Source organism: Xanthomonas euvesicatoria pv. euvesicatoria (assembly GCF_020880415.1).
GTDB lineage: Bacteria > Pseudomonadota > Gammaproteobacteria > Xanthomonadales > Xanthomonadaceae > Xanthomonas > Xanthomonas euvesicatoria.
Genome location: NZ_JAJIUJ010000020.1, coordinates 81,976 through 105,439, shown reverse-complemented (window position 1 = coordinate 105,439; position 23,464 = coordinate 81,976). Strand labels below are relative to the sequence as shown.

Genomic DNA, 23,464 nt, shown 5'->3' with positions numbered 1-23,464 from the left:
TTCCTAAGCCACGCCGTGCGGCAGAATCGGTTGACGGAACTGCGCCACCCCATCCAGGTCGCGCAACGTCACCGTGAGGACGCCGCTGCGGCCATCAATGTCCACTTCGCCAAAGAACTGGTAACCGGCCAGCGGCGAGGTGTTGGGCGCAGGTGGCGCTTTTTGAAACACCACGCTCGGGCCGAACGTGGCATCCAGTGCATTGGGCCCGAAACTGCCGGCATTGAGCGGGCCGCCGACAAATTCCCAGAACGGTTCGAACTGCTGAAATGCGGCGCGATCGGGGTGATAGTAGTGCGCCGCGCAGTAATGCACGTCGGCGGTGAGCCACACCGTATTGCGGATGCGTGCGCGGCTGATGAAGCGCAACAGCGTGGCGATTTCCTGTTCGCGGCCACGTGGCACGCCGGGGTCGCCATTGGCAATCGCCTCCCAGCGCGGGCGCCCGTTTCCATCTTCGCCATCTGGCACCTGCAGGCCGATCGGCATGTCGGCGGCAATCACCTTCCATTGCGCGCGCGAGCCGGCCAGTTCGCGCTGCAACCACGCCAGTTGCTCCGGCCCGAGAAACGCGGCATCGGGACCGGGCCGCGGTTGCAGGTTGTCGCTGTTGGCGCCGCGGTAGCTGCGCATGTCCAGCACGAACACATCCAGCAACGGGCCGTAGGCAATCTTGCGGTAGATACGCCCGCTGCCGTCGGCGCGCACGCCGCGCATCGGCGCGTATTCCAGAAACGCCTGGCGGGCGCGCCTGGCCAGCACGTCGATGTCGCGCACCTGATAGCGCGCATCCAGTTGCTTGCCGGGCGACCAATTGTTGGTGGTTTCGTGGTCGTCCCATTGCCACAGTTGCGGCACCTCGGCATTGAAGCGGCGCACGTGCGCATCGAGCAGGTTGTAGCGATAGTTGCCGCGAAATTCGTCCAGCGTTTCGGCCACCTTGCTTTTGGCCGCGGTGGTGAGATTGCGCCAGCGCTTGCCGTCTTCCACCGTCAGCTCGGCCGGGATCGGGCTGTCGGCGTAGATGGTGTCGCCGCTGTGCAGGAAGAAATCCGGATTGCGCTCGCGCATCGCCGAGTAGATGCGCATGCCGCCGATGTCCGGGTTGATGCCGAAGCCCTGGCCAACCGTGTCGCCGCTCCAGACAAAGCGCACATCGCCACGCGCCTGCGGTGCACTGCGCAGATGGCCGTGGACGGGCGCGCTCAACACACCGCTGTCGGCATCTTCGAAACGCACGCGATAGAAGATGTCCTGGTCGCGTGGCAGGCCGCGCAGGTCCGCACGTGCGGTGAAGTCGTGCGCCGCCGATGCGATCGTGCCGTCCACGCGCCGCGCCTGACGCAGGCTTGGGCGGGTGTCCCATTCCACCCGCAACCGCGCCGGGCGATCGGCACGGCTCCACAGCATCGCGCGGTCGTCCAGCACATCGCCGCTCTGCACCCCGTCGGTGATGGTGGGTCGTCCCGACGGCGCGGCCAGGCTGCGCGCTGACCAACCGGCAGTGGCCGGCAGCAACACGCCGGCACCCAAGCCTTGCAGGATGCGGCGACGGGCGGGATCGGAGACAGTCATGCGTGTCCTTCAGGCGGCTGCGGCTGCGTGCAGGTGTAGCGCCGCCGTCTTACCGCCACGTGTCCGTGACCACCCCTGGCCGCGTTACCGCGATGGGCCGCACAGTGCGCCGCGATCAGGATGCCGCGCGCACCAGCCTCGGGGCAGTGCGTCCGCGGCTACCGCCCCGGCTCAGGCCCCCACTGCGCCGGGTCTGCCGTCCTCCACCACGAAGCGCTTGGTGGTCGACACCGTGGCGTTGCGGTCGCGCCGATCGGAGATGCCCTGCAGCCGGGTTTCCATCTGGCCCGGCGTAAGCGTCACCGACACATAGCCGCGCGTTTGCCCGTCCACGTAGTGCACATGCGGGTTGGCTGCCATGGTCGCGTGCAGTTCGTCGTTGCTCTGGCCGTCGGAAGTGATCGAAGTGCCGACGAATTCGGTGGCCAGCGTTGCCGACGCGTCGTCGGCCGGATCGGCCTTCAGGTCGGTGACCCAATACGAGTGGATGTCGCCGCCCCAGAACACCGGGTTGCGCAGGCGCGTCTTGGCAATCGCATCGAGCATGCGGTCGCGCGTGGCCGGGTAGCCGTCCCAGCCATCGGTCCAGTGCCCGACCACGCCGTCGCGCCCAGCCTGTCGCATCGGTGCCACCAGCAGATCCTGCGCAATGACGTTCCAGCGCGCTGGCGACTGCGCGAAGCGGCCATGCAGCCAGCGCTCCTGCTCCCAGCCGAGCATGGTGCGCTGCGGGTCGGTGCGCTGGCGGCAACTTTCGGCCACCACATGGCCGCCGCGCCAGCCATTGGCCTGCGGGCAGGGTTGCTCGCTGCGGTACTGGCGGCCATCGAGCACGTAGAAACGCGCCAGCTGGCCGTAATCGAAGGAGCGGTAGATGCGCATGTCCGCGCCGTGCGGGCGATGCCGCGCACGCAGCGGGAAATGTTCGTAGAAGGCGCGGTAGGCGGCAGCGCGCCGGGCCAGAAAGGTATCGACCGGAATCGAGGGGTCCTGCGACCAGCGATTGGCGTAATCGTTCTGTACCTCGTGGTCGTCCCAGGTCGCCACGCAGGCGCTGCCGGCGTGCAGCGCCTGCAGGTCCGGGTCTGTGCGGTAGAGCGCGTAGCGGTTGCGGTAGCCGGCCAGATCCAGGCATTCGCCGCTGCCGTGCGGGCGCACGATCTTGTGCGCCGCCTCGCCGTGGTTGCTGTACTCGTAGATGTAATCGCCGAGGAAGAACACCAGGTCCGGCTGTTCCGCGGCGAGGTGGCGGTAGGCACTGAAATACCCCAGTTCCCAGTGCGAGCAGGAGACAAACCCGAACCGCGCTGCGTCCGGCGTCCGATGCGCCGCCGGCAGGGTGCGCGCACTGCCGATCGGGCTGCGTGCACCCAGGGCCTGAAAGCAATACCAGTAGGGACGATCGGCCGCCAAACCGGTGAGCTCCACGTGCACCGCGTGGCCCCAGACGGGGCTGGCGATGGTCTCGCCCTGGCGCACGATGGTGCGCATCTGCGGGTCGCTGGCCACCTGCCAGCGCACCGGCACCGCTGCGCGCAAGCCGCCGCGTCCGTCCGGGTCCAGCGGGCGGGGTGCCAGCCGTGTCCAGAGTACGAAGCCATCGGCCAACGGGTCGCCGGCCGCAACGCCCAGCGTGAAGGGATCGGCACTGCCGCTGGCGCGTGCGAACGGGCTGAGCAGCCCCGCCGCGGCCAGGCTGGCGCCGGCAATGAGGATGCGCCGCCGGCTCGGATCCGGTGGCGCCGGCGTGGCAGCGCAATCAGGCAGGGGTGAGGCGGCAGACGGGTCGATCACAGGCATGGACAAACGGCAGGCAAGCAGACACGGCCATGCTGTGGCCACGGCATGTCCGTTTTGTGTCACGTGTTGCAGCGTCACTGCCGGTGGTTCAGCACAGCCAGCCACGGCGCGGCCGGGCAGCACGCGGCAGGGCAACGGCCTGCCGAGGCAACCACGCCATTCCCAGCCGCGATGCAAAGATCGGTGCGCGCATGCCCGCCAGCCCAGCTGCGATAATCGCGCCATGAACGATGCCGCACTCGCCCCCGATGTCTCTGCCGCGCTCGAACGCGGCCTGCAGGCCCAATCCCTGGATGCGGCCTTCGCCGCACCGCTGCTGCGCTACCTGGCCCTGCTGGTGCGCTGGAACAAGACCTACAACCTGACCGCCGTGCGCGACCCGCGCGAGATGGTCACCCGCCATCTGCTCGATTCGCTGGCCATGCAGCCCTACATCGCCAGCGGTACCCTGGCCGACCTGGGCACCGGCCCCGGCCTGCCCGGCATCCCGCTGGCGATCACCCGCCCGCAGCTGCAGGTGACGCTGGTGGAAAGCAATGGCAAGAAGGCGCGCTTCATGCGCGAGGCCTTGCGCCATCTGGAGTTGGGCAACGCCCGCGTGGCCGAATCCCGTGCCGAAGCGCTGGACGAGCCGGCCGCCTACGACCACCTCACCGCGCGCGCGCTGGACACGCTGGCCGGCATCATCGCCGTCGGCGGCCACCTGTTGCGCCCGGGCGGCAGCCTGTTGGCGATGAAGGGTGTGTACCCGCACGAGGAAATCGCCGCATTGCCGGCCGGCTGGACCGTTGGCGAGGTGCACCCGCTGCAGGTCCCCGGCCTGGAGGGCGAGCGGCACCTGGTGGTGGTGCGCAAGGGCTGAGCCGAAGCCGCGTCGGCCGGTCTCAAGCGGCCCTCACCCCGACCCTCTCCCACAGGCGGGGGCGATACCGCACTCACCAAGAGCGTCTCGTCCTTCCCTGACAAACCTAAAAGTCCCTTCCCCCGCCTGCGGGGGAAGGTGCCCGAAGGGCGGATGGGGGCAGTCCCCCTGACACGCCCGTCAATAACAGGGCAGCACCGACACTCCAGCCATGCCCCTGCACCAGCCCGTGTTGGGACTTCCGGCCCATGGCAGCACGACCGGGTGCTGCCATGATCGGGCGTTCGCTCCAGATCAGGCGTCCGCACGTGACCTCTCCGCTCGCCGCCGCACTCTCGCTCGCCCTGCTGGGCGCAGGCTTCGCCGCCCCCTCGGCGCAGGCCGCCACGCCACCGGCCACGCTCACCGCCGAGGCACCGGCCGATGCACGCTTTCGCGCGATCTACGAGAAAGAGTGGGCCTGGCGCCAGGCCGAGACCGGCCAGGCCGACGAAGACAGCGACACCACCGGCGACAACACGCATCTGCCCGATGTCAGCGCGGCCGCGCAGCAGGCGCGTCTGGCGGTATGGGACGGCGTACTCAAGCAGCTCGACGGCATCGACCCGAAGCAGCTCTCGCCGGCCAACCAGATCAACTTCGCCATCTACCGCCCGCAGGTGGAAAACCTGGCCGCCGAAGTGCGCCTGCGCCTGTACGAAATGCCGTTCAATTCGGATAGCTCGTTCTGGTCGAATCTGGGCTTCATGGCGCAGCGGCCGATGAAGACCGCGGCCGAGTACCGCGCCTACATCGCGCGCCTGAACGATGTACCGCGCTATTTCGACCAGCAGACGGTCAACATGCGCGCCGGCCTGGCACGCGGATTCAGCGTGCCGCGTGCCGTGCTGGACGGGCGCGATGTCTCCATCGCCACCGTGGCCGATGTCAAAGATCCCACCGAATCCACTTTCTACGCGCCGTTCAAGCAGCTGCCTGCGCAGATCCCGGCGGCCGAGCAGGCGCAACTGCGCGAACAGGCCAAGGCCGCGTTGCGCACCGCCGTCCTTCCGGCGTACAGCAAGCTGCTGACGTTCTTCCGCAACGACTACATGCCCAAGGCGCGCACCACGCTGGCGGCCGAAGCACTGCCCGACGGCAAGGCGTTCTACCGGCAGCAAATCCGCGAATACACCACGCTGGAACTGACGCCCGAGCAGATCCACCAGATCGGCCTGGACGAAGTGGCGCGCATCCAGACCCAGATGAACGCCATCATCCAGCAGGTGGGTTTCAAGGGCAGCTTCGCGCAGTTCCTGGCCTTCCTGCGCACCGACCCGCAGTTCTACGCCAAGACCCCGCAGGAGTTGCTCGATCGCGCCGCATGGATTTCCAAGCGCGTGGACGGGCAGGTGGGCAAGTTCATCGGCACGCTGCCGCGCGGGCGCTTCACCATCAAGCCGGTGCCCGACGATATCGCCCCGTTCTGGACCGCCGGCCGCGGCGGCGCCACCACTTACTGGGTCAACACCTACAACCTGCCATCGCGGCCGCTGTACAACTTGCCGGCGCTGACGTTGCACGAGTCCTCGCCGGGTCATTCGCTGCAGGGGTCGCTGGCGCTGGAGCAGGGCGAGCAACCGGCGTTCCGGCGCGAGAACTACATTTCCGCCTACGGCGAGGGCTGGGCGCTGTACACCGAAAAGCTCGGCCAGGAGATGGGCATCTACGAAACCCCGTACGAAGAATTCGGCCGGCTCACCTACGAAATGTGGCGCGCCTGCCGGTTGGTGATCGACACCGGTGTGCACCATGACGGCTGGAGCCGCGCGCAGGCACTGGCCTATCTGCGCGACCGCACTGCGCTCAGCGAGCACGAAGTCACCACCGAAGTGGACCGCTACATCTCCTGGCCAGGCCAGGCGCTGAGCTACAAGCTGGGCGAGATCACCATCGTCAAGCTGCGCGCCGAGGCAGAAAAGGCGCTGGGTGACCGCTTCGACATCAAGGCCTTCCACGATGTGGTGCTGCGCCAGGGCTCGGTCACCTTGCCGGTGCTGGAGCAGCAGGTGCGCGCCTTTATCGCTGAGAGCAAGGCACGCCCGATAGACGCCAAATCGGCCGGTCGCGCGGCGCCGTGATGCTGGGTCGCATTGCCGACCGCCGGCCAACCTTCTAGTGCGGTGAGGGCATCGCGCCCTCAAGGTCTTCGCGTTTACTCCAGGGCCCTTGCCCGCCCACCATCGCGGGACACGCCGCAAGTGCGTCCATGTAGGCTCCGTGGCGGCATCCATGCCGCCAAGGGCCCCACGACGGTAGGCGGGCAAGGACCAGTCGCGTTGGTGTGCAGCGTTTTCAACAAGCAACCAGCAGACCACCGGACGTGGCTCTCGCTCTTCAGTAAGAATCACCAGCCAACTGTCTGGTGCGGTGTCCTTGCCGCCATCGAGCCCCCATGGACGGGTTGACGGCGTGTCCCGCGAGCGGCGAGGGCACCGCGCGCTCGAACCACTGAGCTTTGAAAGCCACCTAGCGCATCAAACAACGCAACACCCCGTGCAATTGTGTAACCACCCCGGCCCCTATACGCTGCGCCCATGCTGCTTCCTCGCGCCCGCCTGTCGCACCCGTTGCTCCGCCTGATGGCGTTGCTGGTGCTGGTCATGGGCGTGCTGGTTGCACCGGTCGCCTGCGCACTAGGCGATGTGCATGCGCTGGCGCACGATCAGGCCCACCTGGACGACACCGCACCGCATGGCCATGACGGTGCCGACGAAGGCGATGCCGGCGAACGCGACGGTGCCGGTTTGCTGCATGCCTTGATGCACAGCGGCTACTGCCACGGGCACAGCCCGGCCATGCTGCCGGCGTTGGCCTGGGGCCCGTTGCCTGCGCGCACGCACGGGCAGCCGCCCGTGCTGACCACCGCCTACCGCTCGCATCTGAGCGAGACCGGATTGCGTCCTCCGATCGCGGCCTGATGTATCGCCGGCAGCTGCCGGCCTGTCCATCGATCCCGATTCCGGAGACACCCTCATGTGGTTGCGACTGACGGCGCTTGCCGTCTTCGCGGTGGTGCCGTGCGCCAAAGCGCAGGACCTGCCGCCCAAACCCGTGCTGACCCTGGACGACGCCATTGCACGCGTCGCCCGCCAGCACCCCGATCTGCGCCTGGCCGATGGCCAACGCGCGGTCCTCAGCGCCGACGCCGAGCGCGACGCACTGCGTCCGCCGTTGCGGATCGGTGCCGAACTGGAAAACGTGTTCGGCACCGGCCCCACCCGCGCGCTGGACCAGGCCGAACTCACCGTCACCCTGGCCGGCGTGCTGGAACGCGGCGGCAAGCTCGACGCGCGCCGCACCCTGGCGCAAGCACGTCTCGATGCGCTGGCACCGCAACGCGCCCTGGCCCGGCTGGATGTGCTGGCCGAAGTCGCGCGGCGTTACCTGGCCATCGGCATGGCCGCGCAGCGGCACGCGGCGGCGCTGGACACGCTGGCCCAGCGCCAGCGCACCGTCAGTGCTGCGCGCCAACGGCTGCAGGCCGGCGCATCGCCCGAATCGGTGCTGCTGACCGCCCAAGCCCTGCAGGCGCGCGCAGAACTGGAGCGCGATCGCGCCCAGCAGGAGCTGCTGGCCGCACGGCGCCAGCTGGCGGTGTTGTGGGGCGAGCGCACGCCGGACTTCGGCGCCATCACCGGCGACCCGTTGCAGCTGCCGGCGATTCCCGAGTTCGAGGTGCTGGCGCAGCTGCTCGATGCCACGCCGGAACTGGCGCGCTTGAACGGCGAGCAGCGCGTGCGCGAAGCCCGCGTACGCCTGGCGCGCAGCCAGGCGCGCCCGGATCTGGACTGGCAGGTGGGCGTGCGCCGGCTCGAAGGCAATGACGCCACTGCATTGCTTGGCAGCGTCTGGCTGGCATTGGGCAGCGCTGCACGTGCGCAGCCGGAGATTCGCGCCGCCGAAGCGGAGCTGGCGTTGCTGGACATCGAACGTCAATCGCAGGCGTCGGTGCTCTACGCCACGCTGGCCGATGCGCATGGCCGCTACCGCGCGGCACAGCTGGAAGTGACGCGCATGCGCGAGGATGTACTGCCGGCGCTCGCACGCGCCGATGCCGCCGCCGAGCGCGCCTATCGCGCCGGCGCCACCAGTTATCTGGACTGGGCGCAGCTGCAGGCGCAACGCAGCGATGCACGCCAGCAGCAACTGGCCGCCGCACTGGAAGCACAGACGGCGCTGATCGAAATCCAGCGTCTGACCGGGCAGCCGTTCGTGCGCGAGCCTGCCGCGCAGGTGACGCCATGACTGCTGTTTCGCTACTGCGTTTTCATGCCGCGCGTGAGGGCGTTATTGGAATCGCCGCATCTGCAGCGATGTCGGCACCCAGCGCTCGCCAAACGCTGCCCACCCCAGGCGCACCTTCTTCGCAACCCACTTCCATTCGTTCGCCCGACGCAGCGCGTCGGCGCCAACCAGGACCACCTTCGATGACACGTTTCATGATTGCGCCGCTGCTGCTGGCGCTGGTGCTCAGCGGCTGCAGCCGCAACAGCGACGCAGCGCACGAAGACCACACAGGGCACGCCGCCGAAGGCGAGGCGGGCGCCGATGCGCACGCTGATGAAGCCCAGACCGGCACGCACGGCGGGCGGTTGCTCAGCCAGGACGGCGACAGCGTGGAGCTGGCCATCGCCGAAGACGGCACGCCGCCTACGTACCAGGCCTGGCTGTACCGCGATGGCAAACCATTGCCGGCCACCGCCGGCAAGGTGGAGGTGCATCTGACCCGGCTCGGCGGTATCAATGAAGTGCATCGATTGCAGCCGCGCGACGACGGCAGCCTGCTGGCCGACAGCACGGTCGGCGAGCCGCATTCGTTCGATGTGGAGGTGCGCGCCACCGTGCAGGGCAAGACCCATCGCTGGGCCTATCCCAGCTATGAAGGCCGCACCACCATCGCGGCCAAGGTTGCGCAGGACGCCGGCATTCGTGTTGCGCCGGTGGGCGCCGGCAGCATTGCCGACCAGCACGAAGTGCAGGGGCTACTGACGCCGGCAGAAGGCGCGCAAGCGCAGGCAACCGCGCGTTTTCCCGGGCCGGTACGCAGCCTGCGCGTCAACGTGGGCGACCAGGTACGCGCCGGTCAGGTGCTGGCCACGGTGGAGAGCAATCTGAGCCTGACCACCTATTCGGTGAGCGCACCGATCAGCGGCACCGTGCTGGCGCGTAATGCCAGCCTGGGCAGCAATGCCAGCGAAGGCCAGGCCTTGTTCGAGATCGCCGACCTGTCCACCTTGTGGGTGGATCTGCACATCTTCGGCGCCGACGCCGGGCATATCACCGCCGGCGCACCGGTGACGGTCACGCGCATCAGCGATGGCGTCGTGGCGCAAACGAACCTGGAGCGTGTATTGCCCGGCACGGCGACGGCGAGCCAGAGCACGGTGGCGCGCGCGGTGCTGCGCAATAGCGATGGTTTATGGCGGCCTGGCTCTGCGGTGAAGGCGCGGGTCACGGTGGCGCAGCAACCGGCAGCGATGGTGGTGCCGGTGGGGGCGTTGCAGCGGTTCCGCGACTGGGACGTGGTGTTTGTACGGGTGGGCGATGTCTACGAAGTGCGGCCGGTGAAGCTGGGGGCGCGCGATGCGCAGCAGGTGCAAGTGTTATCGGGCTTGGCGGTAGGCGATGCGGTGGTGGTGGAGCAGAGTTATCTGGTGAAGGCCGATATCGAAAAGTCGGGGGCTTCGCATGATCATTGATCGCGTTGGTTTGTGTGGCAGTGCGTTGTCGAGTGGGGGCGTTTGTTGGGTGCAGGGGGACGTGCCACGTCCAAGGCCTTCGCGCCCTCTTGGGCTGGAGCAGAGGCTTTCGCGCCCCTTCGGGCTAGGGCAAAGGCTTTCACGCCCTGTCGGGCGCGAGTCACTTTTCTTTGCTTGTGCAAAGAAAAGTAACCAAAAGAAAGCACACCCCGTCCTCGCGCCCTCCGCGCCTGCGGCGCTGCGGGTTCGCAAGGCCGGCAGAAATTTTTGTAAGGGACGTCCCTGTCCCTTACAAAAACGTCGCGCATCCATGCGCGCCGCCCTGCGGGTTGTATCTGCCGGCCTTGCCGCTGCGGTATGGGGCCCCGAAAGCAAACAACAGCAACAGCAACAACGAGAACTAATACCACGACAGTGCTGGCGCGTGGGTGAGTGTCTGTTTGATGTGGTGCGGCGCGTTCCTGTGGGGCAACGGCGCTGTCTGTCGGTGGTGCGACCAGTGCGACGCTCGGCGGCTTGCGGTGCCATGTCTGCACGGGGGAGCGTGTCATGCTGACCAACATCATTCGCTTTGCGATCGCGCAGCGGTGGTTGATGCTGGCGTTGACCGGCGTGCTGATTGCGATCGGGGCGTGGAGTTTTTCGCGCTTGCCGATCGATGCAACACCGGACATCACCAACGTGCAGGTGCAGGTCAATACCGCAGCGCCCGGCTATTCGCCGCTGGAATCCGAGCAGCGGGTGACGTTTCCGTTGGAGACAGTGCTGGCGGGCTTGCCGGGTCTGGAATCCACCCGCTCGCTGTCGCGCTATGGCTTGTCGCAAGTCACGGCGGTCTTTGCCGACGGCACCGATCTGTATTTCGCGCGGCAACAGGTGGCCGAGCGTCTGCAGCAGGTCAAGTCGCAATTGCCTGCCGAGCTGGAGCCGCAACTAGGGCCGATTGCCACTGGCCTGGGCGAGATCTTCATGTATACCGTGGAGGCCAAGCCGCATGCGCGCAAGCCCGATGGCAGTGCATGGACGGCGACCGATCTGCGCACCTTGCAGGATTGGGTGGTGCGCCCGCAGCTGCGCAATGTGCCGGGCGTGACCGAGGTCAACACCATCGGCGGGTATGCGCGGCAGATCCATATCACGCCCGATCCGGCGCGCCTGGTCGCGCTGGGATTTACCCTGGACGACGTTGCCCAGGCGGTCGAGTCCAACAACCGCAACATCGGCGCCGGCTATATCGAACGCAACGGCCAGCAGTTTCTGGTGCGGGTGCCGGGGCAGGTGGACGACATCGCGCAGATCGGCGCGATCGTGCTGGATCGGCGCGCCGGCGTGCCGATCCGCGTGCGCGATGTGGCGCAGGTGGGCGAGGGGCGTGAGTTGCGCACCGGTGCGGCCACCCAGGACGGCACCGAGGTGGTGCTCGGCACGGTGTTCATGCTGGTCGGCGCCAATAGCCGCACCGTGTCGCAGGCCGCTGCCGAGCGCTTGAAAGTGGCCAACGCCAGCCTGCCGGCCGGCGTGCAGGCAGTGCCGGTGTACGACCGCACCGCACTGGTGGACCGCACCATCGTCACCGTCGCCAAGAACCTGATCGAAGGCGCATTGCTGGTGATCGTGGTGTTGTTCCTGTTGCTGGGCAACGTGCGCGCAGCGCTGATCACGGCCGCAGTGATTCCGCTGGCGATGCTGTTCACGCTCACCGGCATGGTGCGTGGTGGCGTGTCCGGCAATTTGATGAGCCTGGGTGCGCTGGATTTCGGCCTGATCGTCGATGGTGCGGTGATCATCGTAGAGAACTGCCTGCGCCGCTTCGGCGAAGCGCAACGCTGGCTGGGGCGCGTGCTCGAACGCGATGAGCGCTTCGCGCTCACTGCCGAAGCCACTGCCGAGGTGATCCGCCCCAGTCTGTTCGGCCTGGGCATCATCATCGCGGTGTATCTGCCGGTGTTCGCGCTCACCGGCATCGAAGGCAAGATGTTCCACCCGATGGCGATCACCGTGGTGCTGGCGCTGACCGGCGCGATGCTGCTGTCGCTGACCTTCGTGCCGGCAGCGATCGCGTTGCTGCTCGGCGGCAAGGTGGCCGAGCACGACAACCGCGCAATGCGCTGGGCGCGCGGCGTCTACGCGCCATTGCTCGAACGTGCGCTGCGCCACGGCCGGTGGGTCGGCATTACAGCGTTTGCAACGGTGGCGCTGTGCGCGGTGCTGGCCACGCGCCTGGGCAGCGAGTTCATCCCCAATCTGGACGAAGGCGATATTGCGCTGCATGCCCTGCGCATTCCCGGCACCAGCCTGGAGCAGGCCATCACCATGCAATCCACGCTGGAAAAACGCATCAAGCAGTTTCCGGAGGTGGCGCATGTGTTCGGCAAACTCGGCACCGCCGAAGTGGCCACCGACCCGATGCCGCCATCGGTCGCCGATACCTTCCTGATCATGCATCCGCGTGCGCAGTGGCCGGATCCGCGCAAGCCCAAGGCGCAGTTGCTGGCCGAGATCGAGGAGGCGGTAAAGCAGCTGCCCGGCAACAATTACGAGTTCACCCAGCCGATCCAGATGCGCATGAACGAGCTGATCTCCGGTGTGCGTGCGGATGTGGCGATCAAGGTCTATGGCGACGATCTGGACACGTTGGTCCAGCTCGGGCAGCGCGTGCAGGAAATCGCCGGCGCGGTGCCCGGTGCGGCCGATGTGAGTCTGGAACAGGCCACCGGTTTGCCGATGCTGGCGGTGGTGCCCGATCGCGCCGCGTTGGCCGGCTACGGGCTCAATCCCGGCGTGGTGCAGGACACCGTGGCGGCGGCCGTAGGCGGGCAGGAGGCCGGGCAATTGTTCGAAGGCGACCGGCGCTTCGACATCGTGGTGCGCCTGCCCGAAGCCCTGCGCCAGGACCCGACGGCGCTGGCCGATCTGCCGATCCCGCTGCGTGGCGATGGCGAACGTGCCGATGCGGACGAGTCCAGCCACGCGGCAGGCTGGCGCAGTGGCGAGCCGACCACCGTGCCGCTGCGCGAGGTCGCCAAGGTCGACACCGTGCTGGGGCCCAACCAGATCAACCGCGAAGACGGCAAGCGCCGCATCGTGATCACGGCCAACGTGCGCGATCGCGATCTGGGGAGCTTCGTGGCCGAGGTGCAGCAGCGCGTCAAGGCGCAGGTCAAACTGCCGACCGGGTACTGGATCGGCTACGGCGGCACCTTCGAGCAGTTGATCTCCGCCAGCCAGCGCCTGGCCTGGGTGGTGCCGGGCACCTTGGTGCTGATCTTCGCGCTGCTGTACTGGTCGTTCGGCTCGCTGCGCGATGCGCTGGTGGTGTTTAGCGGCGTGCCGCTGGCGCTGACCGGCGGCGTGGTGGCGTTGGCGCTGCGCGGGCTGGCCTTGTCGATTTCCGCCGGCGTGGGCTTTATCGCGTTGTCGGGGGTGGCGGTGCTCAACGGTCTGGTGATGATCGCCTTCGTGCGCAGCCTGCGCGCCGAGGGCATGCCGCTGGAGCAGGCATTGCGCGAAGGCGCGCTGGCGCGGCTGCGACCGGTGCTGATGACCGCATTGGTGGCCGCGCTGGGCTTTGTGCCGATGGCCTTCAACGTCGGTGCCGGTGCCGAAGTGCAGCGCCCGCTGGCCACGGTGGTGATCGGCGGCATCGTCTCCTCCACCCTGCTCACCCTGCTGGTATTGCCGGTGCTGTATCGCTGGCTGCATCGGGAGCGGGCGCCACGCGTCGCATCGCTTCCCACGCAGCCGCACGGGAGCACGCCATGAGCGATGCCTGCTGCGGCTGCGGCAAGACCCTGGATGTGGCCGCCATGCAGGCGCGCCAACGGCGCGTCCTGTGGTGGGTGCTGACGATCAATACCGGCAGCTTTGCGCTGATGTTGGCCGGCGCGCTGCACAGCGGCGCGGCCTCGCTGCTGTCCGGCAGCCTGGACAATCTGGGCGATGCACTCACCTATGCACTCAGCCTGGCTGTGGTAAGCGCCAGCCTGACCGCCAAGGCGCGGGTGGCCCTGCTCAAGGCCGGCATGATCCTGCTGGCGGCGCTGGCGGTGGCGGCCGAGATCGGCTGGAAACTGGCCCACCCACAGCTGCCGCTGTTCCAGAGCATGGGGGTGGTGGCGGCGCTGAACTTCGCCGCCAATCTGGTCTGCCTGCGCCTGTTGTGGCCCTACCGTAGCGGCGACATCAACCTGGCATCGGCCTGGGCCTGCTCGCGCAACGATGTCTACGAGGGCGTGGCGGTGCTGGCGGCCAGCGCAACGGTGTGGGCGTTCGGCAGTGGTTGGCCGGACCTGCTGATCGCAGGGGTCTTGCTGCTCTTGTTTCTGCGCTCGGCCTGGCAGGTGGCGCGTGGTGCCTGGGCGGAACTGCGCCGGGTCGCTGCGCCAGCGCAAGCCGGAGGCGGGTGATCGCGCGTTGGCACCGTTGCCGGGTGCGCCGCCGACCGCGTCCGGCAGGTAGCGTAAGTGCTTGCGGCACATAGGAAAGCCGTGCATAATGCGCGGCTCGCTGTGCCCGGATCGCTCCGGATGGCGGTACCCAGCGCAATGGGGTTTCCGGCCTGTTCCAGCGTAAGTTCTTGATTCCCAACGTTGCGTGACAGCCCTGCGCTGTCGGGGCCGCCGCTCCCCAGGCTATGGGTGGCAATTCATTTATCGAGGTGCGTAATGTCCCGCGTATGCCAAGTGTCCGGCAAGCGTGTGCAGACGGGTAACAACGTCTCCCACGCAAACAACAGAACCCGTCGTCGCTTCCTGCCCAACCTGCACGAGCGTCGCTTCTGGGTTGCCAGCGAAAACCGCTGGGTGAAGCTCCGTGTTTCCGCGCATGCATTGCGCACCATCGACAAGAACGGCATCGATGCCGTTCTGAAAGAGCTGCGTGCGCGCGGCGAAAAGGTCTGAGGAGTAAGCAGTCATGGCAAAAGGCAAGCGTGACAAGATTCGTATGATTTCCTCGGCCGCTACCGGCCACTTCTACACCACGGACAAGAACAAGAAAAACACGCCGGGGAAGATGGAAATGATGAAGTACGACCCGGTCGTGCGTAAGCACGTGATGTACAAGGAAGGCAAGATCAAGTGATCGACTGATCGCTGGATCCGCTTTCAAGCAAACACCCGCCGCAAGGCGGGTGTTTGCGTTTGTGGGGTTGGGGAATGGTGTTGATGCGTGCAGGTGCCGATGGCAGTGTGATTTCCACTACCGGGTTGCCAGCCAAGCCCAAGAGAAACAAAGGTGCGTGATAAAGCCCCTCTCCCCTCGGGAGAGGGGTTGGGGTGAGGGTACGGGGCGAAGCCTCGCAATTATTCTGACTGCACGAGGCTTCGCCCGTACCCTCATCCGCCCTACGGGCACCTTCTCCCGACGGGAGAAGGGGACACGGCTACAGCCCACGCGCACGCAATTGTGCGTCCAGCCGTGGATACACCCGCCGCGCATTGCCCTCGAACACCTTGTGCTTGTCGGCATCGGAAATCGCCAGCGCATCGATGTAGCGTTTGGTGTCGTCGAAATAGTGGCCGGTCTGCGGATCGATGCCGCGCACTGCGCCGACCATTTCCGAGCCAAAAAGGATGTTGTCGATGTCGATCACCTTGAACAACAGGTCGATGCCGGGTTGGTGATACACGCAGGTGTCGAAGAACACATTGCCCATCACATGCGTGGACAGCGCAGGCTTGCCCAGCATGTCGGCCAGGCCGCGGAAACGGCCCCAGTGATACGGCACCGCACCGCCGCCGTGCGGAATGATGAAGCGCAGCTGCGGAAAATCGGTGAACAAATCGCCTTCGAGAAACTGCATGAAGGCCGTGGTGTCGGCATTGAGGTAATGCGCGCCGGTGGCATGGAAATTGGCATTGCAACTGCCGGAGACATGCACCATCGCCGGGACGTCGAGTTCGACCATTTTTTCGAAGAACGGATACCAGGCGCGGTCGGTCAGCGGCACACCGTTCCAGTGCCCGCCGGATGGGTCGGGATTGAGGTTGCAGCCGACGAAACCCAGCTCGTTGACGCAACGTTCCAGTTCGGCGATCGCGTGTGCGATCGGCACGCCCGGCGACTGCGGCAGCTGGCATACGCCGATAAATGTCTGCGGATACAGCTGTACCACGCGGGCGATCAAGTCGTTGCAGTGGCGCGTCCACGCCTGGCTCACGGCTTCGTCGCCGATGTGATGCGCCATGGTGCTGGCGCGTGGCGAAAAGATCGTCATGTCGGCACCACGCTCGCGCAGCAGGCGCAGTTGGTGCATCTCCACACTTTCGCGCAGCGCATCGTCGCTGATGTGCGGATACACCGGCACAGGCGCTTGCGCATCGTTGTAATGCGCGATCTGTGCCTTGCGGAACGCATCGTGCGCGGCAGGCGCGGTGGTGTAGTGGCCGTGGCAGTCGATGATCATGGCGATGGTGGGTACGTTGTAGCGGAAGCGGTGCGCCAGCGATTGCCTGCGCGCAAGGTGGGGCTGCCGGGGGCACGGACGCTGCAGGTCCCGACGGATGTGGCGGTCCCAATGCGCAGATCGGCACGGATCACGACGCGCTGCGTGTCGATGGCCTGCTCAGGCGGTCCATACGCACACGTGCCGCTGCGATGGCGGCCGCGGCAGCTCGGCGATGCAACGGCACGTTCAGCCATACAGCTCACCATCGAACAATTTGCGCGCCGTGCGGACCACCGCGGCACCGACCACGCTGCCCTGCGCATCGAGCTCGATCAGGCAACTGCTCGCACCGCTGGGGTGTTCGACGTCCAGCCGCTGGCTGCGCCCGCCAGGCACCTGTGCCAGCGCGTGGGCGGGCGAGCCGGGCAGCAGGCAGGCGGTAGCGACGGTGACCGCACCCAGCACGCCAATGGAGGCATGGCAGCGGTGCGGGATGAACGAGCGCACGCTGATGGCACCACCGGCGCGCGGGGCGGCGACCAGCATCATTTTCGGCACCGTGGCAGTGCCTACATCGCCCAGATGCATCAACGGGCCTGCCTGCAGACGCAGCGTTTCCAGGCGCGCCCTGAGCGCAGCATCGGCGTCGAGCGTGGCGCGGTCTTCGTAACCGCTGATGCCGACATCGCTGGCGCGTAGCACCACGCAGGGCATGCCGTTGTCGATCAGCGTGACCTGCAGGCCGTCGAGGGTGTCCACCGCATGCCCACTCGGCAGCAGCGCGCCGCACGAAGAGCCGGCGATATCGGCGAATGCCAGCGCGATCGGCGCGGCCGTGCCGGGGACGCCGTCGATGCGGGCATCGCCGTCGTAACGCACCGTGCCACCGGGCGTCTGCACGGTGGCGGTGGCCAGGGTGCCGGTGTTGCGCATGAAGATGCGCACCTGGGTCTGGCCATTGCGCGTGGGCAGCAAGCCGCGTTCCAGCGCGAACGGGGCAACGCCGGCCAGCAGGTTGCCGCAGTTCTGTGCATCGCTGACCTGCGCGTGTTCCACCGCGACCTGCAGGAACAGATAGTCCACGTCGGCATCGGCACGCGTCGAGCGCGACACCACGGCGACCTTGGACGTCAGCGGGTCGGCGCCGCCCATGTCGTCGATCTGGCGCGCATCCGGCGAGCCGTAGGCGCGCAGTAAAAACGCGTCGCGCGCGGCGGTGTCGGCGGGCAGATCGTCGGCCAGAAAGAATCCACCCTTGGAGGTGCCGCCGCGCATCCACATCGCGCGCACGCGCTCAGACATAACGCAGGCCTTTGGCGGCCAGACGTTCGCGCATCGCATAGATGTCCAGGCCAAGTTCGCCGTTTGCCAGGCGTTCGCGCTTGCGCAGCTCGCGTGCCTGGCGCGCCTGTGCCTCGGTCAGCACCTCGGCAGCGGTGGCACGCGGCACCACGCAGACTCCATCGTCGTCGGCCACCACCACATCGCCGGGCTGGATCAGTTGCCCGGCGCACACCAGCGGCACGTTGACCGAGCCGAGCGTCTCCTTGATGGTGCCCTGCGCGCAGATGGCGCGGCTCCAGGCGGGGAACTGCATGGCAGTGAGATCGCGCACATCGCGCACGCCGGCGTCGATGATCAGGCCGCGACATCCGCGCGCCTGCGCCGAGGTGGCCAGCAGGTCGCCGAAGTAGCCGTCGCAACAGTCGCTGGTGGGCGCGACCACCAGCACATCGCCTGCATGCAGTTGCTCGATGGCCACATGCATCATCCAGTTGTCGCCGGGCGGAATCGACACGGTGACCGCGGTGCCGGCGATGCGGCAGCCGGCGTAGATGGGACGTAGCCGATGGTGCAGCAGGCCGCTGCGGCCCTGCGCTTCGTGCGCGGTGGCCACGCCGGCCTGCGCCAGCCCGTCGACGATGGCCAACGGCGTCCGCTCGATCCGGGTAACGACCTGGCTCATCCATCCATCCTCGTTAAGAGTGCGCCGAGTCTGGCTGGCCGAAGCCAGCTGGCTCAAGATTCATTTGAGGTATGCATATTGGTTTTGCTTATAGTTAGAGCATGCAGCCGATCCCGGAACCAAATCTGCGTCACCTTTACGCGCTGGTCGTGGTGCACCAGGCCGGAAGCATCAGCGCGGCGGCGCCGCGGGTGAATCTGTCGCAGCCGGCGCTGACCCAGGCGGTGGCGCGATTGGAGCAGCACCTGGGCGTGCGTCTGTTCGACCGGCACCCAGGTGGCATGTCGGCCACCGAGGCTGCCGGGTTGCTGGTGCCGCGTATCGAGCGGGTGCTGGCGCATCTGGCACGGGGGATCGGGGTCGCGCGGCGTGCGCTGCGCCTGCCGGCGCGCCCTGGCCTGGAGCGGCGGGTGTCGCTAGGCCAGCTGCAGGCCTTGGTGGCGGTGGATGCGGCAGGCAGTTACGCGTTGGCGGCGGTGCGCGCCGGTGTTTCGCAGCCGGCGATCTATCGCGCGGTGCAAGCGCTGGCCGATGTGATCGAAGTGCCGTTGACGGTACGCCGCGGCAAGACCATGCAGCCCACGCCGGTGGCGCTGCGGCTGCTGCGGCAGGTGCGGCTGGCGCTGGCCGAGTTGCGCGCCGGGCTGGACGAGGTGGCCGCGTTGCGTTCCCAGCACGTCGGGCGCCTCACCCTGGGGGTGATGCCGCTGGCGCGCGCCATCCTGTTGCCGCAGGTGCTGGCGCGGTTTGCGCGTGCGCATCCGGGGGCCAGCGTCCAGGTGGTCGAGGGCCCGTACGAGCAATTGCTGGCGCGTCTGCGCGAGGGCGGCCTGGATCTGTTGATCGGTGCGCTGCGCGACCCGTTGCCGGTGCGCGATGTGCTGCAGGAGCCGTTGTTCGACGACGAACCGGTGATCGTGGCGCGTAGCGGCCACCCCTTGGCCGGGCAGGGCTACGCGTTTGCGCAACTGCGCGATTACCCCTGGGTGATCGCTGCCGCCGGCACGCCGGTGCGCGCGCGCTGGGAGCAGCTGTTCGGCGACCACCAGCTGGAGCCGCCGCCGGTGCGTATCGAATGCGGCGCCGAATTGACCGTGCGTGGCCTGCTGCTGGAAGGCGACTGGTTGACCTTGATGTCGCGCGACCAGTTCCTGTTCGAGCGCCGCGCCGGCCTGCTCGAGGAAATCGGCAGCGCCGGGCCGCTGCTGCGCCGGCAGATCGGCATGACCACGCGCAGCGACTGGTATCCCACCCGGATGCAGTCGGCCTTCGTGCAGACGTTGCGGCAGGTCTGCGCCGAACGCGTGCAGCCGGCCGATGCGCAGGGCGGGCCGTTTCGTTATTGCCCCCCTGTCTATGCACCGCCGTTGCGTTTGCGCGCGGCCAAGTCAGAATCGGATTCCTGATGAAAACGGACCACTGATGCTGCCCGATTGGGTCACAGGTACCTGGCTGCTGGCGCTGGACTGGGCGATCCGCCTGGCCGCGCTGCTATGGATTCCCGCCCGCACCACGCCGGGTGCCGCGCGCAGCTGGCTGCTGTTGATCGGCTTTGTGCCAGTGGTCGGTCTGCCGCTGTACCTGTTGTTCGGCCACCCATGGTTGTCGCGGCTGCGGGTGGAGCGGCAAGCCACCGCTTCGCAGGTGATTCGCGAACAACAACTGCCCTTGCATGCATTGCGCTGGATGCCGCAGGCAGACACCAGCAGTGCCGAAGTGGTGCCGCTGATCGAACGCGAGGGCGATTTCATGCCCACCCTGGGCAACGCGGTGGAATTGCTCGACGACTACGCGCAGTCGTTGCAGGCCCTGATCGCGGCGATCGACGCGGCCGACAAACGTGTGCACCTGCTGTACTACCTGATGTTCGACGATGCGGTGGGCGAGGCGGTGGTGGCGGCGCTGGAACGCGCCAGCGCGCGCGGCGTGCGTTGCCGCGTGCTGCTGGATGCGGTGGGCGCCAAGCGCGGCCTGCGCCGTTACCGCAAGCGCCTGCAGGACGGCGGCGTGCAGGTGCTGGCGGTACTGCCGGGCGGCCTGCGCTGGCGTCGCAGCGGCCGCATGGATCTGCGCAACCATCGCAAGATTGCGGTGCTCGACAACCGGGTGGCGTTTGTCGGTTCGCAGAACCTGGCCGAAGCCGGCTTCATCCATGGCGTGCCCAATCGCGAATTGGTGGCACGCGTGCGCGGGCCGGTGGTCAATCATCTGGAAGCGGTCTTCGCCAGCGACTGGTTCACCGAAACCGGAGAGCGGCTGAATGTGTGGCCCGATGCACCGGTGTGCGAGGCCAATATCGCGACGCAGTTGCTGCCCAGCGGGCCGGCGTACCCGTTCGAAAATGCGCGCGATGCGATCAATGCGGTGATCCATCTGGCGCGGCGCAAGGTGGTGCTGGTCACGCCGTACTTCGTGCCCGACGAAGCCTTGCTGAGCGCATTGCGCATCGCCGCCGTCTCGGGCGTGGACGTGCAGCTGATCCTGTCCGAGCACAACAATCAACGCCTGGCCGCGTGGGCGCAGGAAGCCTATTTCGAAGAACTGCTGCGTTGCGGGGTGAAGATTTCGCTGTATCGCCCGCACTTTCTGCACGCCAAGCACCTGAGCATGGATGAAGACATCGCGCTGGTGGGCTCGATCAATCTGGACATCCGCTCGTTCGCGCTCAACGCCGAGATCGGCATGCTCTGCTACGACACTGGGGTGGTGCAGCGGTTGCGTGAGATCGAGCAGGATTATCTGGCCAACGCGCGGCAACTGACGTTGGAACAGTGGCGTCGCCGCCCGGCCTGGCGCCGCAGTCGCGAGGGCATTGCGCGGCTGGCCGACGCGTTGATGTAGGGCGCCTGGGTCAATCCAGGCGCATGACCTGAAAGACGTTGCCCTCCGGGTCGCGGCCGTCGTACATCTGGTACGCAAAGCCGGGGTAACGTTTGAGCTCGCCCACATGCACGCCTGCGTGCTGCAGTTGCGCACGATGCGCGACCAGATCGCTGGTCATCGCAAACACCAGTTTGGTGGTCGCGTGTGTCGCATCCGCGACAGGAGCCGGCGCATGCGTCGATGGCCGCTGCCGGTAGGCTTGGCCCACCCGGTGCAGCGCCAGCTCGATGCCGCCAGCTGCGAGCACCACCCACTCGTCGGCAATTTCCTCGGTGACCGGGAGCGCGAAGTGGGTCTGGTAGAACGCCTTGATTGCCGCCACATCGTGGACGTAGAGGATGAGCCTGACCAGGGTGATGGACATGTTGCAGATTCCCCAAGGGCGCGTGCCGATGCTGATCAACCAATCGTAAGCGCCTGGCATGCAGTGCGTGTGGGAGGCGTTGACACACACCGCGCTTGTGATGCCGTGAAGACAATCACTGCCGGCGACAGCCTGCGGGTATTGCGCATGCATCGCCTACAATGTCGACATGAATACACTGCGTGATCCCGGCGATGCCGTCATCGCCATCGTCGGTGGTGGCGCGTCCGGTGTGCTGGTGGCGCTGCAGCTGCTGCGCCAGGCCGCAGCGCCGTTGCAGATCGTCATGATCGAGCCGCATGCGGCGCTTGGCGAAGGCGTGGCGTATTCCACCGCGCGTGGCGAACACCTGCTCAATGTGCCGGCTGCGCGTATGAGTGCGCTGCCGGAACTGCCCCACGACTTTGTCGATTACCTGCGCGCGAACGCTTGTTGCCCCGAACTGGACGATGCGCAGTTGCCGCAGCAGTTCGTGGGGCGGCGGCACTACGCGCCGTATTTGCGCGACCGCCTGCAGTCGGCGCGTGCGCACAGCCCGGCGACGCTGCGCGTCCACCCCGCACGCGTGCAGGCGCTGCAGCCCAATGCCGGTGGCGCACTGTTGCAGCTGGACGATGGACAGGTGCTGCAGGCGAGCGTGGTGGTCTTGGCAGTGGGCAATGCGCTGCGACCGCTGCCGCTGCGGGGTGCCACCGGGCTGTCGCACGCGCAGCGTGTCGAAGCCTGGGAGACCGAGGCGGTGGCAGCGCTGCCACCGGACGCGGCCGTGTGCATCGTCGGTTCGGGCTTGAGCATGGCCGATACCGTGATGACGCTGGCAGCGCAGGCGCATCGGGCAAGCGTGCACGTGGTGTCGCGGCATGGACTGCTGCCGTTACCGCAGGCGCACGGCGGCGTGGCGCTGTTCGATCCACAGCCGCTGCTGACCATGCCGCTGCGCGCACGCATGCGCACACTGCGCCAGCACGCGCGTGCCGCCGCCGCGCAGGGCCTGCCGTGGCAGAGCGTGATGGAGCGCATCCGGCCGTTGAGCCAGGCGCTGTGGCAGACGCTGTCGGTTGCCGACCAGCGCCGTTTTCTGCGGCATGTGGTGCGCTACTGGGACGTGCATCGGCATCGCATCGCCGCAACGGTGCATGCGCAGCTGCAGGCCATGCAGGCAAGCGGGCAGCTGCAGGTGCATCGCGCACGGCTGGACGTGGCCTTCGAGGTGGGTGCTTTCGTGCGCGTGAGCGCCGGGGCCGCCAGCGCCGCCAGCGCCGGACATGCCTTGCAGCTGGATGTGCAGACGCTGGTCAATGCCACTGGGGTGGAAATGCGCGTGCAGGCGATGCGCAACCGGCTGCTGCAGCAACTGCTGGGGCAGGGCATTGCCGTGGCCGGGCCGCATGGGATCGGCGTGGACACCACTGCCGATGGCAGCCTGATCGATGCCGAAGGGCTTGAGAATCCGCAACTGCGGGTGATCGGCAGCCTGCGCATCGGCACGCTGTGGGAAAGCCTGGCGGTGCCGGAGTTGCGCGAGCAGGCTGCGGCGATTGCGCGGGATGTGTTGGGAGTGCTGGGGCGGTGATGGGCGTTGTTCCCTTCTCCCGCTGGGAGAAGGTGGCGCGAAGCGCCGGATGAGGGTGCGAGCGAAGCCTCGTGTTACCCATCACTCGCAGTGGCTTCGCCCCGTACCCTCACCCCAATCCCCGCTCCGCGCTCCGCGCCCAGCCCGCGCCAGCGGCGCGGCCGCTCAAAGGCACGCGCGCCTTCGGCACGTAAGCCGTGCCTTCTCTTCCCGAGGGGAGAGGGGCGAGTGCAGTCCCTGCTCGATGCTGACATGTCCAGGAAGGCCCTCTTCCCAAACCGCTTCATCGCAATCTCAGCCGCAGCGACGCCA

18 protein-coding genes are annotated in these 23,464 nt (G+C 67.3%); 12 read left to right on the top strand and 6 right to left on the bottom strand.

Annotation, left to right across the window (positions count from 1 at the left end):
- Window positions 1-3 precede the first annotated feature (3 nt).
- Entirely contained in the window at window positions 4-1,575 is a 1,572-nt protein-coding gene (locus LN450_RS02860; protein ID WP_011349035.1) for an alkaline phosphatase D family protein, read from the bottom strand.
- 171 nt (window positions 1,576-1,746) lie between these two features.
- Window positions 1,747-3,375 carry an alkaline phosphatase D family protein gene (locus LN450_RS02855; protein ID WP_011349034.1) on the bottom strand — a complete coding sequence of 543 codons (1,629 nt, stop codon included), beginning with the start codon at window positions 3,373-3,375 and terminating at the stop codon, window positions 1,747-1,749.
- A gap of 223 nt (window positions 3,376-3,598) precedes the next feature.
- On the opposite strand from LN450_RS02855, the gene rsmG reads away from it, so the two are divergent.
- From rsmG to rpmG, 9 genes are all read left to right on the top strand, one after another.
- Window positions 3,599-4,237 carry a 16S rRNA (guanine(527)-N(7))-methyltransferase RsmG gene (gene rsmG, locus LN450_RS02850; protein ID WP_008575964.1) on the top strand — a complete coding sequence of 213 codons (639 nt, stop codon included), beginning with the start codon at window positions 3,599-3,601 and terminating at the stop codon, window positions 4,235-4,237.
- A 308-nt stretch (window positions 4,238-4,545) separates the two neighbouring features.
- Window positions 4,546-6,357, top strand: a complete 1,812-nt coding sequence (locus LN450_RS02845) for a DUF885 domain-containing protein (protein ID WP_039418096.1) — start codon at window positions 4,546-4,548, stop codon at window positions 6,355-6,357.
- Between the two features lie 456 nt (window positions 6,358-6,813).
- Window positions 6,814-7,197, top strand: a complete 384-nt coding sequence (locus tag LN450_RS02840) for a DUF2946 family protein (protein WP_011349032.1) — start codon at window positions 6,814-6,816, stop codon at window positions 7,195-7,197.
- Between the two features lie 55 nt (window positions 7,198-7,252).
- On the top strand, window positions 7,253-8,524 hold the full coding sequence (locus LN450_RS02835) for a TolC family protein (RefSeq protein ID WP_011349031.1): 1,272 nt from the start codon (window positions 7,253-7,255) through the stop codon (window positions 8,522-8,524).
- A gap of 182 nt (window positions 8,525-8,706) precedes the next feature.
- Window positions 8,707-9,978 (top strand): permuted SH3 domain-containing protein, encoded by a 1,272-nt coding sequence (locus LN450_RS02830; RefSeq protein WP_011349030.1) that lies wholly within the window; start codon window positions 8,707-8,709, stop codon window positions 9,976-9,978.
- Between the two features lie 549 nt (window positions 9,979-10,527).
- Window positions 10,528-13,740: an efflux RND transporter permease subunit gene (locus LN450_RS02825; RefSeq protein WP_011349029.1), complete on the top strand. Its 3,213-nt coding sequence runs from the start codon at window positions 10,528-10,530 to the stop codon at window positions 13,738-13,740.
- Window positions 13,737-14,384: a cation diffusion facilitator family transporter gene (locus LN450_RS02820; RefSeq protein WP_011349028.1), complete on the top strand. Its 648-nt coding sequence runs from the start codon at window positions 13,737-13,739 to the stop codon at window positions 14,382-14,384. The genes LN450_RS02825 and LN450_RS02820 overlap by 4 nt, the downstream gene beginning before the upstream one ends.
- Window positions 14,385-14,642: 258 nt before the next feature.
- A complete protein-coding gene (gene rpmB / locus LN450_RS02815; RefSeq protein WP_002809459.1) occupies window positions 14,643-14,879 on the top strand; it encodes a 50S ribosomal protein L28 in 237 nt (78 codons plus the stop codon).
- 13 nt (window positions 14,880-14,892) lie between these two features.
- Window positions 14,893-15,060 (top strand): 50S ribosomal protein L33, encoded by a 168-nt coding sequence (rpmG, locus tag LN450_RS02810; RefSeq protein ID WP_002809462.1) that lies wholly within the window; start codon window positions 14,893-14,895, stop codon window positions 15,058-15,060.
- Between the two features lie 301 nt (window positions 15,061-15,361).
- Here the strand turns inward: rpmG and LN450_RS02805 are convergent, their stop codons facing one another.
- The 3 genes from LN450_RS02805 to LN450_RS02795 all read right to left on the bottom strand — a co-directional run bounded on the left by LN450_RS02805 (window position 15,362) and on the right by LN450_RS02795 (window position 18,332).
- Complete coding sequence (locus tag LN450_RS02805; protein WP_008572519.1) at window positions 15,362-16,384, bottom strand: amidohydrolase family protein; 1,023 nt, start codon at window positions 16,382-16,384, stop codon at window positions 15,362-15,364.
- Between the two features lie 228 nt (window positions 16,385-16,612).
- Window positions 16,613-17,668 (bottom strand): 4-oxalomesaconate tautomerase, encoded by a 1,056-nt coding sequence (locus LN450_RS02800; protein WP_041855095.1) that lies wholly within the window; start codon window positions 17,666-17,668, stop codon window positions 16,613-16,615.
- Window positions 17,661-18,332 (bottom strand): 4-carboxy-4-hydroxy-2-oxoadipate aldolase/oxaloacetate decarboxylase, encoded by a 672-nt coding sequence (locus LN450_RS02795; protein WP_011349026.1) that lies wholly within the window; start codon window positions 18,330-18,332, stop codon window positions 17,661-17,663. Before LN450_RS02795 ends, LN450_RS02800 begins: the two co-directional genes overlap by 8 nt.
- Before the next feature lie 101 nt (window positions 18,333-18,433).
- Here LN450_RS02795 and LN450_RS02790 point away from each other — a divergent pair, with 101 nt between their 5' ends.
- Window positions 18,434-19,738 carry a LysR family transcriptional regulator gene (locus LN450_RS02790; protein WP_011349025.1) on the top strand — a complete coding sequence of 435 codons (1,305 nt, stop codon included), beginning with the start codon at window positions 18,434-18,436 and terminating at the stop codon, window positions 19,736-19,738.
- A gap of 16 nt (window positions 19,739-19,754) precedes the next feature.
- Window positions 19,755-21,173, top strand: coding sequence for a cardiolipin synthase (cls, locus tag LN450_RS02785; RefSeq protein ID WP_039419238.1), 1,419 nt, complete (start codon window positions 19,755-19,757; stop codon window positions 21,171-21,173).
- Window positions 21,174-21,183: 10 nt separating this feature from the next.
- Here the strand turns inward: cls and LN450_RS02780 are convergent, their stop codons facing one another.
- Window positions 21,184-21,579: a VOC family protein gene (locus LN450_RS02780; RefSeq protein WP_011349023.1), complete on the bottom strand. Its 396-nt coding sequence runs from the start codon at window positions 21,577-21,579 to the stop codon at window positions 21,184-21,186.
- Between the two features lie 169 nt (window positions 21,580-21,748).
- On the opposite strand from LN450_RS02780, the gene LN450_RS02775 reads away from it, so the two are divergent.
- Window positions 21,749-23,152 (top strand): FAD/NAD(P)-binding protein, encoded by a 1,404-nt coding sequence (locus tag LN450_RS02775; protein WP_011349022.1) that lies wholly within the window; start codon window positions 21,749-21,751, stop codon window positions 23,150-23,152.
- Window positions 23,153-23,464 lie beyond the last annotated feature (312 nt).

Bases quoted from the DNA above. Each gene is read 5' to 3' on its own strand.
- LN450_RS02860 (WP_011349035.1), bottom strand. From the start codon at position 1,575: ATGACTGTCTCCGATCCCGCCCGTCGCCGCATCCTGCAAGGCTTGGGT.
- LN450_RS02855 (WP_011349034.1), bottom strand. From the start codon at position 3,375: ATGCCTGTGATCGACCCGTCTGCCGCCTCACCCCTGCCTGATTGCGCT.
- rsmG (WP_008575964.1), top strand. From the start codon at position 3,599: ATGAACGATGCCGCACTCGCCCCCGATGTCTCTGCCGCGCTCGAACGC.
- LN450_RS02840 (WP_011349032.1), top strand. From the start codon at position 6,814: ATGCTGCTTCCTCGCGCCCGCCTGTCGCACCCGTTGCTCCGCCTGATG.
- LN450_RS02835 (WP_011349031.1), top strand. From the start codon at position 7,253: ATGTGGTTGCGACTGACGGCGCTTGCCGTCTTCGCGGTGGTGCCGTGC.
- LN450_RS02830 (WP_011349030.1), top strand. From the start codon at position 8,707: ATGACACGTTTCATGATTGCGCCGCTGCTGCTGGCGCTGGTGCTCAGC.
- LN450_RS02825 (WP_011349029.1), top strand. From the start codon at position 10,528: ATGCTGACCAACATCATTCGCTTTGCGATCGCGCAGCGGTGGTTGATG.
- LN450_RS02820 (WP_011349028.1), top strand. From the start codon at position 13,737: ATGAGCGATGCCTGCTGCGGCTGCGGCAAGACCCTGGATGTGGCCGCC.
- rpmB (WP_002809459.1), top strand. From the start codon at position 14,643: ATGTCCCGCGTATGCCAAGTGTCCGGCAAGCGTGTGCAGACGGGTAAC.
- rpmG (WP_002809462.1), top strand. From the start codon at position 14,893: ATGGCAAAAGGCAAGCGTGACAAGATTCGTATGATTTCCTCGGCCGCT.
- LN450_RS02805 (WP_008572519.1), bottom strand. From the start codon at position 16,384: ATGATCATCGACTGCCACGGCCACTACACCACCGCGCCTGCCGCGCAC.
- LN450_RS02800 (WP_041855095.1), bottom strand. From the start codon at position 17,668: ATGTCTGAGCGCGTGCGCGCGATGTGGATGCGCGGCGGCACCTCCAAG.
- LN450_RS02795 (WP_011349026.1), bottom strand. From the start codon at position 18,332: ATGAGCCAGGTCGTTACCCGGATCGAGCGGACGCCGTTGGCCATCGTC.
- LN450_RS02790 (WP_011349025.1), top strand. From the start codon at position 18,434: ATGCAGCCGATCCCGGAACCAAATCTGCGTCACCTTTACGCGCTGGTC.
- cls (WP_039419238.1), top strand. From the start codon at position 19,755: ATGCTGCCCGATTGGGTCACAGGTACCTGGCTGCTGGCGCTGGACTGG.
- LN450_RS02780 (WP_011349023.1), bottom strand. From the start codon at position 21,579: ATGTCCATCACCCTGGTCAGGCTCATCCTCTACGTCCACGATGTGGCG.
- LN450_RS02775 (WP_011349022.1), top strand. From the start codon at position 21,749: ATGAATACACTGCGTGATCCCGGCGATGCCGTCATCGCCATCGTCGGT.